This window comes from Thermodesulfobacteriota bacterium, assembly GCA_034189135.1.
Taxonomy (GTDB): Bacteria; Desulfobacterota; Desulfobacteria; order Desulfobacterales; family JAUWMJ01; genus JAUWMJ01.
The window spans coordinates 61,537-76,160 of record JAXHVO010000021.1 but is presented as its reverse complement, the minus strand read 5'-3'; the positions used below and the strand labels follow the sequence as shown (position 1 = coordinate 76,160).

Sequence of the window (14,624 nt, the reverse complement as noted above, 5' to 3'; positions counted from 1 at the left end):
AACATTTATACTCAGGTAGATAAACTGAAGGTGAGAGGCTATCGGATCGCTTCAGCCTTTGTCCTTCGGTCTTCAACCTGAATACCTGATAAAGGAGGTAATATCCATGAAATATATATGTACCGGATTGATAATTATTATGATGCTGGCAGTAGCACCGGGCTTTGCAGCATCGGAAAAAGATACAAAATATCCGGCAATGGTGGAACCGAACACCATGGGAGAAGGCATCATTCAAAAGATCGCAGGAGATGGAAAAATAATCATTAATGATACCCTTTTGACTTTTTCCAGTTCCCCAATGCTTCAGTATGAAAATGGAGACTATTTATCCAGGTCGAGTCTGAAAAAAGGGAATAAGGTGCTTTACCATGTGAATTCCAAGCTTGAAATCATTCTTCTTGTGGTCAGAAAGAAATAGTTTCCGCTTGACGACAGTATGAAAAAAAGAAAGCCTTTCTTTTCCTGTGCTTGGGGAGGGGAGGGCTTTTTTTATGGCTGATAAACAACTTGATTATTTTAGCAAAAGAAACTAAAATAAAATAGAGTGAGTATAGATGAAAGCGCTTAGCCTTGGACAATGGATCTTAAAACCCAGCCCGCTTTTACGATTAATTTGCAATTCTAAGATATATCAAGACCTAAGGTTAATTTTATAGATATATGATGAGATTTGAAATAGCGAAGTTTGTATGAAAGGTTTTTTACATGGCTGTTGATTTGAACAATGCGTTTACCGAAAAGAATGTGTGCAAGGTTCTTTTAAAAAATGGTCTTATTTCTCAAGACCAGGTAAAAGAGATTTTCAAAAAAAGCATATCGGTTGAAAGAAAGCTGGCAAAAAAAAATGCAGATCAGCATGTGTCTTTTGCTTCAGGGGCAAAAAATATCATTTCTACAAATATAATTGATATTATAGACTATTTAAAACTTTCCCGGGCGGACGGTAAATCAGGGCTGGTTGATGAGGAAGCCATTTACCAGGTTTTGGCAAAAGAATGGAAAATCCCTTATAAAAAGATCGATCCCTTGCAACTGGATCTTAATCTGGTTACCACCACCCTCCACCGTAACTTTGCCATGAAAAACCTGGTGCTACCCATTGATATCAAAGACGGATACCTGACCGTGGCGTCTTCGCATCCATTAAACCTGGAAGTCATGGATGATATTCGAAGGGTGAGCAACCTGAAACTAAAGACTGTACTCAGTTCGAAAAGCGATATCATAAAGCTGCTGAACGAATTTTTCGGATTTAAACGTTCCATTGCCGCAGCGGAAGATATGTTTGCCAGCCCTTCCGTTGATATCGGCAATCTGGAACAGTATGTTAAATTAAAAACATCCGATGAACTCCCATCTACCGATCAGCATATAGTCAATGCGGTAAACCATATCCTTGTTTATGCATTTGAGCAGAAAGCAAGTGATATACATATTGAGCCCAAAAGGGAAACCGTACTGGTGCGGATGAGGATTGACGGCGTATTACATACGGTCTATCAGCTTCCCCGGAAAGTTCATAACGCCATAGTTAGCAGGATAAAGACTTTGTCAAGATTGAATATGGCTGAAAAGAGAAGACCCCAGGACGGCCGGATAAAAACAGATAAGGGCGGCGTGGAAGTGGAGATACGGATATCCACTGTTCCGGTTGCCTTTGGTGAAAAAGTGGTCATGAGAGTGATGGACCCTGAGGTGCTTTTCCAGGATTTAGACGGCTTGGGCTTTACCCCTACCGATCTGGAACGTTACAACAGGTTCGTTAGCATGCCCCATGGAATTGTACTGGTTTGTGGCCCAACCGGAAGCGGAAAATCGACCACGCTTTATTCAACTCTTCGCAAACTTTCCACCACGGAAAAAAATGTAGTCACCGTAGAAGATCCCATAGAAATGGTACACGAGGATTTTAACCAGATTGCCGTGCAACCGGTGATAGATATTACCTTTGCCAATATATTAAGAAACATATTAAGACAGGATCCGGATATCATCATGATCGGAGAGATGAGAGACCTTGAAACGGCCAGGAATGCGGTTCAAGCCGCACTGACCGGACATCTTGTACTATCTACCCTTCACACCAACGATGCACCCACTTCAATCACACGACTTCTGGACCTGGGGATACCGGCCTACCTGATTCAGGCCACTATTGTTGGTGTTCTGAGTCAGCGGCTGGTCAGGAAAATATGCAACTATTGCAAGGAATCTTATGAAATGGATGCGCTGGAACTATCTCGCATGGGCATAGAAGTGGGGAAAAAAGGTAAGCTTAAACTGAGCCGGGGAACCGGTTGTATCAGATGTCGCAACACCGGATACCGCGGCAGGATCGGAATATTCGAAGTGCTTCCTTACAGTGAGTCGTTAAAGCAGATGACAACTGCAGATACGGATATTGAAAAGATAAAAGCCCAGGCCAGAGAAGAAGGAATGGCCACCCTGCGTGAAAGTGCAATCAGAAAACTTCTTGAAGGCATAACCACTTACCAGGAAGTTCTCCGGGTTACTTGGGAGAGTTTATGAAAAAGCTTTATAGGTGGAAGACTGAAGACTGAAGGAAAAAATGATACGAATTGATACCGCTGTTTCATTAACTTCAGCCTTATACCTTCAGCCTACTTACCTGAGTATTTCCTATTCCAGTGGCGTACAGATTCTTGATCCCGGATCAATTTGCCTATTGGTTGAGGTTATATACACGGTTGATGTGGTTTTTTCCGTGTGAAGAACGATAAGTTTTCCGAAAATGACGGCATCAAGGGGAACTTTTTTCCACGATGTCGAAGCGATTTTGCTTTTTTCCTGATAAAAAATACTGTAATACTGACCGGGTTTTACGCCATCAGCCTCACCTTTATTGATAAAGGCGGTGGTATTGTCTCCAATAAGGAGATTATGATTTTCTGACATTATAATTTTACCCAGAAGACCTTCCTTGCTTTTTTGTTGTACAATTTTTATGGGGCGTCTTTTGTAAGGCATCAGTTTGTCGTTAACCTTTATGTTGCTAAACGAGCGGGTTACTGTTGCTATGGCAAAGCGAGGCGCTGTGTTGGTAACCTCGACAATGCCTAAAAGATAATGCTGTATCCCGATGTATTTTCCTTTTGCATCATCATAAATCGGCTCAGGGTTTCGATAAACAGTGTATTTTCCACCAGGAATAAGCGAGTTGTTTTTGTTTTGGCTGATATAAACGATATCGCCAGCGCTAATCAGTTTTTTATCTTCTTTAACCTTGAAGATGATACCTACTGGGGTCAGCGCCTTTCTTTTTATAAAACCAACACCATCCATACCGCTATAGCGGTAGATTTTGGACACCGGTTTTACTTCGGAGATTTCCTGTGTCGCTATTTGCGGAACTTCTTCCGGTACAACTTCTAGTGGTGGCGCTTTTGTCTCAATGGGTTTTTCTTCTATTGCCGGCCGGGCTTCTTTTTCAATATCTGTTCGGCGAAAAAGGCGAATCCGCTGGCCGGGATAGATCAGGTGGGGATTGGCTATTTGAGAGTTGTTGCTCCACAAATCCGGCCAGAGATAGGGCGTGTCGGAAAATTTCTGTGAAAGGTCCCACAGCGTATCTCCCTTTTTGACCGTATAATAAAAACCGGTTTCGGTTTCTACCACCTCTTGTTCAATGTCTTGACTTGAAACGGCTTCTGATGCCGTTTCTTTCTCATCAGCACCGGCCGATAGAGGGAAGACAAAAAGAGCCGTAAGAAAAACGAGTGCTAACAGAGTTGTCTTGAATGTATTGGTGCAGTTCATAAAGATACCCCGATTTTTGGTTTGGTGTGAATGTCAGGCATCGTTAAGTGGATAAATAGTTGAATGGCTGAGTCACCAATTTAACCACCCAGCAACTTAACGACCGTATAATAATAGCCTGCTTGGCATAGAGTTGTCAAGCTTTTACATGTTATCCCAAGAGGTAAATACAAAAAGCCTTCATGCAAAAGCGCATGAAGGCTTTTTGTAAAATCTACAGTAACGGGGCAGGGTAAGATTACATCATTCCGCCCATTCCGCCCATTCCGCCCATTCCGCCGCCCATACCCGGGGCACCGGCCGGCATGGCCTCCTGCTTTTCTTCAGGCTTGTCGGCAATCATGGCCTCTGTGGTCAGCATCAAAGAGGAAACACTTCCCGCATTCTGCAGTGCGTAACGGACCACCTTGGTGGGGTCGATCACGCCTGCTTTAATCAGGTCTTCATAGTTGTCCGTATCCGCATTATAGCCAAACGCGCCCTCACCGTTTTTAACCTTGTCGATCACAACGGAGCCTTCAACACCGGCATTATTGGCAATCTGACGAAGGGGTTCTTCAATGGCGCGCATCACCACTTTTACACCCAGTTTCTGGTCCGCCTTGATTTTAATTTTGGCCAGGAGGTCAAGGCAGCGAACGAGTGCCACACCGCCGCCGGGGACAATACCTTCTTCAACAGCGGCACGGGTTGCATTCAATGCGTCTTCCACACGGGCTTTCTTTTCTTTCATTTCGGTTTCAGTGGCTGCACCGACATTAATCACCGCCACTCCGCCGATCAACTTTGCCAGGCGCTCCTGGAGTTTTTCACGGTCGTAGTCGGATGTGGTTTCATCGATCTGGGCTCGAATCTGTTTTACCCGGCCTTCCAGGGCGCTACGGGCACCTCCACCGTCGACAATAGTGGTGTTGTCCTTATCTATGGTAATACGTTTTGCCTTACCAAGATCTGCTACAGTAAGGTTTTCCAGTTTAATTCCCAGATCTTCGGATACAACCTGACCGCCGGTCAAAATGGCGATATCTTCCAGCATGGCTTTTCTTCTATCACCAAATCCCGGGGCTTTGACGGCCGCAACGTTCAGTGTTCCCCGCAGCTTGTTTACCACAAGTGTTGCCAGGGCTTCACCTTCTACGTCTTCAGCAATGATCATCAGGGGTTTTCCCATTTTTGCAACCTGTTCAAGTACAGGAAGCAGGTCTTTCATGTTGCTTATCTTTTTTTCATTGATGAGAATAAGAGGATCTTCCAGTGAGGTGACCATTTTTTCCGGATCAGTCACAAAGTAGGGCGAAAGGTATCCACGGTCAAACTGCATACCCTCTACAACTTCGAGGGTGGTTTCCATTGCCTTGGCTTCTTCAACTGTAATGACACCTTCTTTACCCACCTTGTTCATGGCTTCGGCAATAATGTTTCCTATGGTTTCGTCATTATTAGCGGAGATGGTTCCTACCTGTGCGATTTCCCGCTGGTCTTTGGTGGGTTTACTGATATTATGGAGCTCTTTAACAGCCACATCTATCGCTTTGTCGATGCCGCGTTTTATAGCCATTGGGTTGTTGCCGGCGGCTACAAGTTTCTGCCCTTCTTCATAAATCGCCCTGGCCAGAACAGTAGCGGTCGTTGTTCCGTCTCCTGCCATATCACTTGTTTTGCTGGCAACCTCTTTAACCATCTGAGCGCCCATGTTTTCAAATTTGTCTTCCAGTTCGATTTCCTTGGCAACAGTGACACCGTCTTTAGTCACTGTTGGCGAACCCCATGATTTGTCAAGGACCACGTTTCTTCCTTTGGGCCCCAGGGTAACGACAACAGCGTTAGCAAGAGTTTTAATCCCGTTTAGCATGGCTTCACGGGCTTTCAAATCGTATTTAATAATTTTAGCCATCTTGATCTCTCCTTCATTTTATTTATATGGTTTTTATTCGATTATACCGAGAATGTCGTCCTCTCGCATGATCAGATATTCATCGCCTTCGATCTTTACTTCAGTACCGGAATATTTCCCGAATAGAATGCGATCACCCTTTTTAATTTCAAGAGGAATTCTCTTGCCATCATCTCCGATCTTTCCATTGCCGACAGAAACAACCTTACCTTCAGCCGGTTTTTCCTTGGCCGTGTCCGGGATGATGATTCCTCCCTTGGTGGTTGTTTCTTCTTCCATACGCTGTACTAAAATTCGATCCTGTAATGGTCTAAGTTTCATGGTGCAAATTCTCCTTTTCTTTAAACGTATTTTTATTTAGTGTTGATGGTTTCGTGAAAAATAAGGAATAATTTTTTACGAAATGTTCATACCTAAATTGGCGAAATGTCTTCACATTGCCAATAATAATAAGCACACATTTATATTTGTAAAGAGTTGGAAAAAATTTTTTTATGGGTTTCGGAATCGACCAGTGAATTGACATGCATTCGGTTGAACGGGACTGCTGGGTTGTCGGTAATAATGGGGCTAAATCTAAAATAAGGCAAAAAACTTTAAGGCTGACAGCCAACAGGTTGCCGGTTAATCAGCAGGTTTTTTCGACTTGGTTTTTTTTCTGGCTGATGCCGGGCTGTCAACGGAAGCGGTTTCTTCTTTTTTTCCGGTCGGAGCGGAACAGCTTTGGGATTTGTTTGCATAATCCGTGACATACCAACCGGTTCCTTTAAGATGAAAGCTGTTTTGAGAGATAAGTTTGTGAAGTTTTCCAGAGCAGTGCTTGCATTTTGTTAAGGGTTTGTCGGAAAATTTTTGGATGGCTTCTTCTATTTTACCGCATTGGGTGCATTCATATTCATAGATAGGCATTTCGCTAAACTCTCCGTAATAATTTGATATTTAAAGTTATGTAAAGCGTTGAACCGGTAAAATTTGAGCTAAACTAATATAGACAGGAAATCCGGGTTGTCAAGCAATAAATCACTCAAGTTTTTTACTCTTTAAATCCAGCAGCGGCTGCATTTTTTACGAGTCGATATGATGTTGGCAAACCTCTATGCTGCTCAGGTGTTTCGCAGGCCTTCCAGCGGGGTATGCCAGTTGCTGTAGAACTCAAATACTTTGGCAAGGCCCGCAATGTTAACCGGTTTTAGAATTTTGTGAGTATGGTGATGCACTCTGGTTTCTTCCTTCATTTTTTCATCCGGTGAAGCATCAAAACTTTGCAGAAATTTGGTGAATCTGACGATATGGATGAGTTCATGGGTGATGATGTAGAGGGTAAAAGGAAAAAGTTCCAGACCGTCGGATTGACTCAGGGTTTCGCAGATTGAATGGTCCTGGAGGCATATCTTGTAAAAATCGTATGTGGAAGAACCCAGGGAGCTGTTTTTATGTTGGCCGACATAACGGATGATCTGAGCAAAAGGCCCGTTTACAATTTCGTCAGAACTCAGATTTGCCAGTGTCTTTATATCATATCTCCGCCTAAGCCACTGACTGGTGGACATCTTATAAAAATTGCTCACAAGGTCTTCAGCGGTTTCAACCGAGCTGTTTACAATGTCAAGCTGATCGGAAGTGAATTGTTTCAGTTTATCCATATTGGTTAAAGTGAATAAATTGCGAAATTATTCCGCTATAATTTTAGTAGATTCATCCGTATCCTTCAAACTCGGGGTTTGTTCAACAGATTCTACCTGGCCGGGAGTTTTTTTATCACTTTCTGATGAAGAGACTTCGGCGTTAGAAGCTTCATCAGAAGGAGCAACGGTTTGTTTATCACCCGCCAATGAAGTATCCGGCTTCTTTTTTTCTTTAAGGGGAGTGGCAACAGGTGTTTTCTCCACGGCAGGGGTTGCTTCGGGCTTCTTTTGCTTAGGAGGTAAAACCGGAGCGGTCTTTTTCTTGACAGGCAACAGCGATGGTTTCTTTTTCTTCGGAGCCGGAAGTGTTTTGAATTTTATTCCGATGGGAAAGTCTTTTTCAAGAATCAGTTCTCCTGTAGAGGAAAATATATAGACGGTGGCGGTATTAAATTGGCCTGGACCGGTTTGGTCGTTGGCTCTGAATTTCATTGTTTTTAAATTGAAGATTGAAAAATAACGTCCTTTTTTACCGGTTGGTTTTCCTGAAACCAGTGGAACATGCGGAAGAACGAGCCATTTTTTCTGATCGTTGTCTCCCTTGTTTTTTAATATCACCACCGATCTACCGGCAACTGCATGTGCTTTGGATCCGGTATTTCTCAGCATGTATTGAACTCTCAGGGTATTTAAATCCGGTTGATGATATACGATCAGATTATCTGCCGAGACGCTAATATGGTTTTTAGGCTGCAGTTCCTTTTGGTCAGTATCAGAGTCTTGATCGGTTGTTTTGGCAGAAACAACACCACCACCTGTTTTCGACAGGTTTTCTTCGACCCTTGATTCGGTTAAAATAAGCCTGGCCATGAGAATATCTTTTTCATGTTCAAGGGAATTAATTTTATGTCGTAAATTCTTAACATCAATTCGCAGCATTTTGTTTGATTCACTTGAGTTTTTGTAAATAAAACCCAGCCATGCGCTGGCAGCTATGGCAACAAGCAAAACGGATGCGATAGTAATTGCCAATGTTTTAAACCATTTAATTGTTATTGATTTTCCACGATTACTGATAATTAAAAGGGTCCACTGTCGAACCCTTTTTGCAGTTTTTGATTTGGAATTGTTCGGCATTGTTTTATTATATTACCTTCTTAAGTTTAGCTGAATTCATTTTAGCTGACGTATCCTGACAGAATCCCCTTTTTCCATCATAAAGTAATTTGCGGCATTACCGCCATTTACTGATATTTCAAGATATTCTCGGCTGCCAATGATAGCCAGGGGATGGCCGGCAACCACACTGCTGTAATTCTCCGACAAACCGATAATCTTTTCCCGGCCCACCATGATGCAAAGTTTTTTGCCGGTAACCCGCTTATCCATCTTTTCCAGATCGCTTAACTGAATATCGGTGATCAAATTGCCGAAGCAATCAATGGAGACAATAGAGCCCACAAGTTCACCATTGTCTGCCAAATAGGGTTGAGGAATAGATAAACATATTATTTTTTTTTGTGCAACCGGTGTGCCAAGTTTTTTTAAAGAGACACCCATGGCAAGATGAGCGGCAACCGGAGCAAAGATGTCTCTGCCATGGAATGTACGGCTGACAGGATCTAAAAAATAGCTGGCATTATCAATGCGGTAAATTGATTCAATATCTCCTTGGTAAAATAACAGGGTTAACACACCGTTATCAGGAGCTAAAAAAGTATGATCGGCTATTTCGAGAGCAATAATTTTTCGGTCACTTCCCACTGTCGGATCCACCACAACCACATGAACGGTCCCCGGTGGAAAATATCTGTAAGCAGCAAAAATGGTATATGCCGCCTGAAGAAGATCTTGTGGGTTGATGTGGTGGGTAATATCAACAATAACCGCTGAGGGGTTTAAAGACAATATAACCCCTTTCATTATGCCGGCATATTCATCACTGGTGCCAAAATCGGTCGTTAGAGTAATGATGGACATAGTTTAAAGAAAGAGGCGGGAGGCACAAAGGCATAAGGCGGAAGTGTTTTCAGCCTTTTTTGCCATCGCTTCACTCCAGGTTCAAGGTTCGGTAATAACTGCCAAACCATTTCCCATTTAACATTTGATGTTGAACGTTTGATTTTCTTTTTTCCTTCTGCCTTTGTGCCTTCTGCCTTTCTTTTGTTATCGAAACAACTTTTTCTGAACACTGTATCCGAGATGGCGGTAGGCAGACTCAGAGGCTTTTCGCCCGGAAGATGTTCGAATAATCATTCCGATTTTCAAAAGATACGGTTCGACCACATCCACGAGCGTATCGGTTTCTTCCTGAAGGGTGGCGGCAATCGCATCAATACCGACAGGGCCGCCATTATAAAATTCGATAATCGTTTTAAGAAAGCGTCGGTCAAGATTGGTCAATCCCTTCTCGTCAACACCTTCAAGAGTAAGCGCGGCTTTTACTGCTTGTCGGGAGATTGTTCCGTCTATCTTAACCAGAGAATAATCCCGTACTCGTTTTAGCAGCCGATTTAAAATCCGGGGTGTTCCCCTGGAACGCTTGGCCAGTTCTATTGCTCCTTCGTCATCAATTTTCGTTTCGAGCAGGGTGGCTGATCGTCGGGAAATTTTAACCAGATCCGTCTCGCTATAAAAATCAAGGCTTCTGAAGATACCAAACCGATCCCGCAAAGGTGCAGATAAAAGACCCACACGGGTGGTGGCTCCCACAAGGGTGAAACGGTTCAGTCGATAGCGGTGACTTCGTGCATGAAAACCCTTGTCAAACATGAAATCAACCGCAAAATCTTCCATGGCCGGATATAAAAACTCTTCCACCGCCTTTGGCGTTCGGTGAATTTCATCAACAAACAAAAGATCCCCGTATTCGAGATGGGTCAGAATGCCTATCAGGTTTCCGCCTTTATCTAGAGCAGGCCCTGAAGTGACGGTGATATTTGCGCCCATTTCATTTGCTATAATATGAGCCAGTGTGGTTTTCCCGAGTCCAGGAGGGCCGTGGAAAAGAACATGATCGGTCGGCTCGTTGCGCTTCTTTGCGGCTTGAATAGCAATTTTGAGGGTTTCTACGATCTCGGACTGGCCGATATAGTCTGAGAAATTTAATGGACGCAGGGACAGAATTTCAGGTTCCTGGTCTACAGGCAGGCAAGACCCGGAGAGGATACCCTGATCATTGGAAGAATGTGTGATGATATCATCTGTCATATGATTTTTTCTCTAATTCATAATGGGTTAAATATTCTCAACTACCTAAACGGTCAGCTATAAGATCAACATTTAAGAAACAACTTCCCCGCGATATACTTCTTCAAAGAGTTCTTCGGGGGTTGCAATAGATTGGTTACGACTTAATGCTTGGGCGATCATTTGTTTTGCATCCGAGGTTTTATGTCCAAGCTGGTCAACAAGAACTCTGAGAACCTGGTTTTTAAAATCGACATAGACAGGAGCGGTAACCGTATCTCCTTTGCTGATTAATACAAATTTTTCCATTTTGCCTTTTAACGTGGCAATAATTTTCTGAGCAGTTCGGTCACCGATACCTTTTAACTGTTTGAGAACGGAAGCATTTTCTGTTTCAATGGCGCGTGCGATTTCACGAACAGGAATTTTCATAGCACGGGCGGCTTTTAATGGACCCACCGCTTCAACGGAAATAAAAAGTTGAAAGAAATCCCTTTCAGCTTCCAGATTAAAGCCGATGAGCACAGGTTTTGGCTGCCTTTCAGTTTGCTGGTAATAGATGTAAAGAGAAAGCTCATCGCCAACAATTTTGTTAGTTAAAGTTTCCGCCACGATTGAAGGAAGAAGAATTTCATATCCGACATGGTTCACCAGAAGAAGTATGCGATCCTCTTCTTTTTTTAATAGTTTGCCCTCTAGATATCCGATCATTCGATTTTGTCACTTGTTATTAAAAATAGTTGAATTATCGATTAGTTGGGTGTTATCATTTCCGGAGCGATAAAGACCGATAATTGAAAGACCCAGGGCATCTGATGCATGGTAAGGTCTAATCGGTGTTTCAATGTGTAACAAATTTCGCACTGATTTTTCAAGTTGTATTTTACTTGCATTCCCATTTCCGGTTAAAGCCTGCTTGGCCTCACGGACAGAAATCTCCTTAATGGCGACATTGGCCTGGCAACCTGCAAGAATAATCACTCCTGTCACCCGCCCCAAAGTGATACCCGATTTTGGGTATTTGGGAAGGGAAAATACATCTTCCACAACCATAAGGTCGGGTTTTTCGTCTTGTAAAAGAGAAAGAAGACGTGAGTAGATTTGTTCCAGCCGGTTTGGCAAAGAGATGTTTTTGGAAGTGTTGATTGCACCAAAGGAAAAACCATCGATTTTAAACCCTGTTCCTCTGACAATGCCAACACCCGTTGCCGCCAGGCCAGGATCTATGCCGATGATCTTCATCATCATGCGTTCATTACCTGTTAGAACTCTTTTAGCTTTTTTCTTGCAATTTTTGCTTCGTTTGATCCGGGAAATTTCTTTATCAGTTCTTTAAAAATAAGACGGGAATTTGGTTTATCTTTAAGGTTATAAAAGGCAAATCCCTGTTTTAACAGGGAAGCTTGAACTTTATTCCCTTTGGGATAATTTTCAATCACTTTCTGATATTCCAAAATTGCTTTTTCATACCATTTTTCACGATAAAAGATCTCACCGATCCAAAATTGGGCGTTATCCGCACTTTTTGATTTTGGGTATCGATCCAACAATTCTTTAAATTTATCGCGTGCATCGTCAAGGTTGCCTTCGTCAAAGGCCTGTTTTGCCTGTTGGTACAGTTCATTTTCAGTCAGTTTTTTTTCAACTTGGGGAGTTGGCTTTTTGGCAAGGCCGGTTTTTTGGCTATGGGCGGATTCGGAAAATTCGAGATTCAGGTACTGCTCAATACGAATAATACGCTCTTTATTAAAAGCGGTAATCTCCTTCAACCTTTCCAACCGTTTTTCCGACTTTTTGTTTAAATCATCTTCTGCCTTTGAAGAAGCGGTTAAATTTTGTTTTAGCAGGAATTCGGTTTCTTCAATTTTTCCATTTAATGCCTGAATTTCTGCTCTGATTTCGCTGAGTTCTGCGCGAAGTCCGGCAGACTGACCCCTTAATTTTTTACCCTCGGATTTTTGAGATTTTGTGACCGTTTTAATCTTGGACAGCTGATATTCTAATTCCACCAGACGATCATCCAGAATGATTACATCCTGCTGGGATGCGCATCCGCACATAACGAGAAAAAAAACAATGATAATTGGGATTGCGTGTTTCATGTTAGAAAGAATAACGATAGTTGATCATGTGATACAGAGAGATCTTTGGAAAACAGACCGCACGCCATAAAGGCGGGCGGTCTGTTTTAGGCTCATGAATAAATATTTTATGGAATAATAAAATGAGCTCGCCTGTTTTTGGCCCAGGCCTCTTCGTTGTGACCTTCATCTGCAGGACGTTCTTCACCATAGCTTACAGTTGAAATTCTGTAAGCATCAATGCCAAGGTCAACGAGAAAAGACTTTGCGCTTTCAGCACGTTTTTCGCCCAGGGCAAGATTGTATTCATTGGTGCCGCGCTCATCACAATGGCCTTCAATGCTCACGACCACATCAGGGTTATCCCGCATCCAGTCCGACTTTCTTGATAAGATATCTTGTGCCATTGAATCAAGGGTGGCTTTATCAAACTCGAAGTAGATATCTTCGCTCAAGAACATGTTCCGTGCTGCCAGAGCGGCTCGTTCTTCCGCAGTCATGTCTTCAGTGGGCTGCTGAATTCCTTTACTTGCCTGTGTTGCTGTTTCTTCAGGTGCTTTTTCAGGTTCCGTAGCTGTTTCTTCAGTCGTATCCTTAACTTCTTGTTGGGCACAGGATACGGTAAACAGCAACCCGGGAATTAAAAAAAGCATCACTAAACCTATCCACAAATTTTTTCGCATTTTTTTCCTCCTTTCAAAATCAAAAGTCATCTATTCATTGTTAACATTCGGTGACCATTTTGGGTTGGTCTGCTCACCGCGTAAAAAAAGCAACCGCCTCTGGTCGGTTCCAAAGGCAGTCATAATATAGAGTCTGGACGGTCCTTTTCGTGTTGAGCTAAATACAATCAGGCTTCCATCTGATGACCAGGAAGGGGCTTCGTTGTTTCCTGAATCGAAGGTAAGCTGTGTCGGTTGCCGATTCTTGATGTCAACCACGAAAATATTATTTCTTCCTTGCTGTAGTGACGAATAGACAATTTTGTCTCCCCGGGGAGACCAGTCTGGTTGTGTATTGTATTGGCCGTTAAATGTCAACCTTTCAACCTGTCCTGAAGCGATATCCTTTATATAAATTTGAGGTGATCCGGCACGGTTGGAAACAAAGGCGATTTTTTTACCGTCCGGGGACCAGGTCGGTGATACATCGCTGCCCCATTTCCTGGTCAGTCTTTTAATAATTTTTCCTGTTCCAGTCAACAGATAAATTTCCTGATCTCCTGAAAAGGAAAGTGTGGCTGCCAGTTCAAATCTGGCGGGCTTCCATGCCGGTGCAATATTGAGGCCTTTTTTGGATATTGACGTGCGATGCTTGTTTTTTAAATTTATGATGTAAATATCTGGTTTTCCATTCAAATAAGAGGTATAGGCCATCCATTTTGCATCGGATGACCATGCCGGGAAAAGGTTAATTCGATTATTTTGCGTCAGCTGTTTTATATTGGAACCGTCAAAATCACAGATAAAAATTTCCTTATTCCCTGAACCGGTTGATATAAATGCTATTTTACTGTTAAAAATACCACGATTGCCGGTGAGATGATAGATAACCTCGCTGCAAAAACGGCGCACCATTTGACGAAGGTCCTTGGTGGGCCCTTCATACTTTTTACCTACCAGCCTTTTCCCCTTAAAGGTATCGAACAGTCGAAGCTCCATGGCAATGGTGTTATTTTTTTCCGCCAGGCCACCGGTAATAAGAAACTCAGCCCCGATACTTACCCAGTTATTAAAGTTGATTTTCGGGGTAATCAAAGGTGCATTGTCAGGATCGATAAGGAAGGCGTCTCGATCCAGCATCTTGAAATACCCTGTAAATTCAAGCGTATCTGAAAGTAAATTCGATGCCCTTTTTAAAATCGTTTTTTTTGCTTTTGCATTTGGCAGGGTGGAAAAGACAGGAATCGCCATGGGAATTTTACGCAAGAAAGGATTATTGATGTCAATATAATCATAATCCGCATGGGACAATCCCGGAATGATAAACAAAGCCAGAGCAACCAAAGGTAATATTTTTATTAGATATCGTTTCATTAAGTTATTTCATGGTTAT

Annotated in this window: 15 protein-coding genes; 2 read left to right on the top strand and 13 right to left on the bottom strand. The window is 42.7% G+C overall.

Translation table 11 applies throughout. From position 1 onward, the window contains the following. The first annotated feature begins 106 nt into the window (after positions 1 to 106). Both SWH54_02790 and SWH54_02785 read left to right on the top strand, forming a co-directional pair. Complete coding sequence (locus tag SWH54_02790; GenBank protein ID MDY6790174.1) at positions 107 to 421, top strand: hypothetical protein; 315 nt, start codon at positions 107 to 109, stop codon at positions 419 to 421. A 287-nt stretch (positions 422 to 708) separates the two neighbouring features. Continuing rightward, positions 709 to 2,532 carry a GspE/PulE family protein gene (locus tag SWH54_02785; protein ID MDY6790173.1) on the top strand — a complete coding sequence of 608 codons (1,824 nt, stop codon included), beginning with the start codon at positions 709 to 711 and terminating at the stop codon, positions 2,530 to 2,532. A 111-nt stretch (positions 2,533 to 2,643) separates the two neighbouring features. Here the strand turns inward: SWH54_02785 and SWH54_02780 are convergent, their stop codons facing one another. The 13 genes from SWH54_02780 to tolB all read right to left on the bottom strand — a co-directional run bounded on the left by SWH54_02780 (position 2,644) and on the right by tolB (position 14,605). Continuing rightward, positions 2,644 to 3,780 (bottom strand): LysM domain-containing protein, encoded by a 1,137-nt coding sequence (locus SWH54_02780; protein MDY6790172.1) that lies wholly within the window; start codon positions 3,778 to 3,780, stop codon positions 2,644 to 2,646. Positions 3,781 to 4,018: 238 nt separating this feature from the next. Beyond that, positions 4,019 to 5,674, bottom strand: a complete 1,656-nt coding sequence (groL, locus tag SWH54_02775; protein MDY6790171.1) for a chaperonin GroEL — start codon at positions 5,672 to 5,674, stop codon at positions 4,019 to 4,021. A gap of 33 nt (positions 5,675 to 5,707) precedes the next feature. Further along, the gene (gene groES, locus SWH54_02770) at positions 5,708 to 5,995 is read right to left on the bottom strand and encodes a co-chaperone GroES (GenBank protein ID MDY6790170.1); all 288 of its coding nucleotides are present in this window, start codon (positions 5,993 to 5,995) and stop codon (positions 5,708 to 5,710) included. Positions 5,996 to 6,298: 303 nt separating this feature from the next. Then, positions 6,299 to 6,583, bottom strand: a complete 285-nt coding sequence (locus SWH54_02765) for an FmdB family zinc ribbon protein (GenBank protein MDY6790169.1) — start codon at positions 6,581 to 6,583, stop codon at positions 6,299 to 6,301. A gap of 194 nt (positions 6,584 to 6,777) precedes the next feature. Then, positions 6,778 to 7,317 (bottom strand): hypothetical protein, encoded by a 540-nt coding sequence (locus tag SWH54_02760; GenBank protein ID MDY6790168.1) that lies wholly within the window; start codon positions 7,315 to 7,317, stop codon positions 6,778 to 6,780. Positions 7,318 to 7,344: 27 nt separating this feature from the next. Then, positions 7,345 to 8,436 carry a hypothetical protein gene (locus tag SWH54_02755; GenBank protein MDY6790167.1) on the bottom strand — a complete coding sequence of 364 codons (1,092 nt, stop codon included), beginning with the start codon at positions 8,434 to 8,436 and terminating at the stop codon, positions 7,345 to 7,347. Positions 8,437 to 8,472: 36 nt separating this feature from the next. Beyond that, positions 8,473 to 9,279: an SAM-dependent chlorinase/fluorinase gene (locus SWH54_02750; GenBank protein ID MDY6790166.1), complete on the bottom strand. Its 807-nt coding sequence runs from the start codon at positions 9,277 to 9,279 to the stop codon at positions 8,473 to 8,475. Positions 9,280 to 9,465: 186 nt separating this feature from the next. Beyond that, the gene (gene ruvB, locus SWH54_02745) at positions 9,466 to 10,509 is read right to left on the bottom strand and encodes a Holliday junction branch migration DNA helicase RuvB (protein ID MDY6790165.1); all 1,044 of its coding nucleotides are present in this window, start codon (positions 10,507 to 10,509) and stop codon (positions 9,466 to 9,468) included. Between the two features lie 72 nt (positions 10,510 to 10,581). Continuing rightward, a complete protein-coding gene (gene ruvA, locus SWH54_02740) occupies positions 10,582 to 11,199 on the bottom strand; it encodes a Holliday junction branch migration protein RuvA (GenBank protein ID MDY6790164.1) in 618 nt (205 codons plus the stop codon). Positions 11,200 to 11,208: 9 nt separating this feature from the next. After that, positions 11,209 to 11,736, bottom strand: a complete 528-nt coding sequence (locus SWH54_02735) for a crossover junction endodeoxyribonuclease RuvC (GenBank protein MDY6790163.1) — start codon at positions 11,734 to 11,736, stop codon at positions 11,209 to 11,211. A 14-nt stretch (positions 11,737 to 11,750) separates the two neighbouring features. Next, positions 11,751 to 12,590, bottom strand: coding sequence for a tol-pal system protein YbgF (gene ybgF / locus SWH54_02730; protein ID MDY6790162.1), 840 nt, complete (start codon positions 12,588 to 12,590; stop codon positions 11,751 to 11,753). Between the two features lie 107 nt (positions 12,591 to 12,697). Beyond that, positions 12,698 to 13,252: a peptidoglycan-associated lipoprotein Pal gene (gene pal / locus SWH54_02725; GenBank protein ID MDY6790161.1), complete on the bottom strand. Its 555-nt coding sequence runs from the start codon at positions 13,250 to 13,252 to the stop codon at positions 12,698 to 12,700. Between the two features lie 30 nt (positions 13,253 to 13,282). Next, positions 13,283 to 14,605, bottom strand: coding sequence for a Tol-Pal system beta propeller repeat protein TolB (gene tolB, locus SWH54_02720; protein ID MDY6790160.1), 1,323 nt, complete (start codon positions 14,603 to 14,605; stop codon positions 13,283 to 13,285). Between the last annotated feature and the right edge of the window lie 19 nt (positions 14,606 to 14,624).

What these genes read in the sequence shown, in the direction of transcription:
- SWH54_02790 (MDY6790174.1), top strand. Translation starts at nt 107, where the DNA reads ATGAAATATATATGTACCGGATTGATAATTATTATGATGCTGGCAGTA.
- SWH54_02785 (MDY6790173.1), top strand. Translation starts at nt 709, where the DNA reads ATGGCTGTTGATTTGAACAATGCGTTTACCGAAAAGAATGTGTGCAAG.
- SWH54_02780 (MDY6790172.1), bottom strand. Translation starts at nt 3,780, where the DNA reads ATGAACTGCACCAATACATTCAAGACAACTCTGTTAGCACTCGTTTTT.
- groL (MDY6790171.1), bottom strand. Translation starts at nt 5,674, where the DNA reads ATGGCTAAAATTATTAAATACGATTTGAAAGCCCGTGAAGCCATGCTA.
- groES (MDY6790170.1), bottom strand. Translation starts at nt 5,995, where the DNA reads ATGAAACTTAGACCATTACAGGATCGAATTTTAGTACAGCGTATGGAA.
- SWH54_02765 (MDY6790169.1), bottom strand. Translation starts at nt 6,583, where the DNA reads ATGCCTATCTATGAATATGAATGCACCCAATGCGGTAAAATAGAAGAA.
- SWH54_02760 (MDY6790168.1), bottom strand. Translation starts at nt 7,317, where the DNA reads ATGGATAAACTGAAACAATTCACTTCCGATCAGCTTGACATTGTAAAC.
- SWH54_02755 (MDY6790167.1), bottom strand. Translation starts at nt 8,436, where the DNA reads ATGCCGAACAATTCCAAATCAAAAACTGCAAAAAGGGTTCGACAGTGG.
- SWH54_02750 (MDY6790166.1), bottom strand. Translation starts at nt 9,279, where the DNA reads ATGTCCATCATTACTCTAACGACCGATTTTGGCACCAGTGATGAATAT.
- ruvB (MDY6790165.1), bottom strand. Translation starts at nt 10,509, where the DNA reads ATGACAGATGATATCATCACACATTCTTCCAATGATCAGGGTATCCTC.
- ruvA (MDY6790164.1), bottom strand. Translation starts at nt 11,199, where the DNA reads ATGATCGGATATCTAGAGGGCAAACTATTAAAAAAAGAAGAGGATCGC.
- SWH54_02735 (MDY6790163.1), bottom strand. Translation starts at nt 11,736, where the DNA reads ATGATGATGAAGATCATCGGCATAGATCCTGGCCTGGCGGCAACGGGT.
- ybgF (MDY6790162.1), bottom strand. Translation starts at nt 12,590, where the DNA reads ATGAAACACGCAATCCCAATTATCATTGTTTTTTTTCTCGTTATGTGC.
- pal (MDY6790161.1), bottom strand. Translation starts at nt 13,252, where the DNA reads ATGCGAAAAAATTTGTGGATAGGTTTAGTGATGCTTTTTTTAATTCCC.
- tolB (MDY6790160.1), bottom strand. Translation starts at nt 14,605, where the DNA reads ATGAAACGATATCTAATAAAAATATTACCTTTGGTTGCTCTGGCTTTG.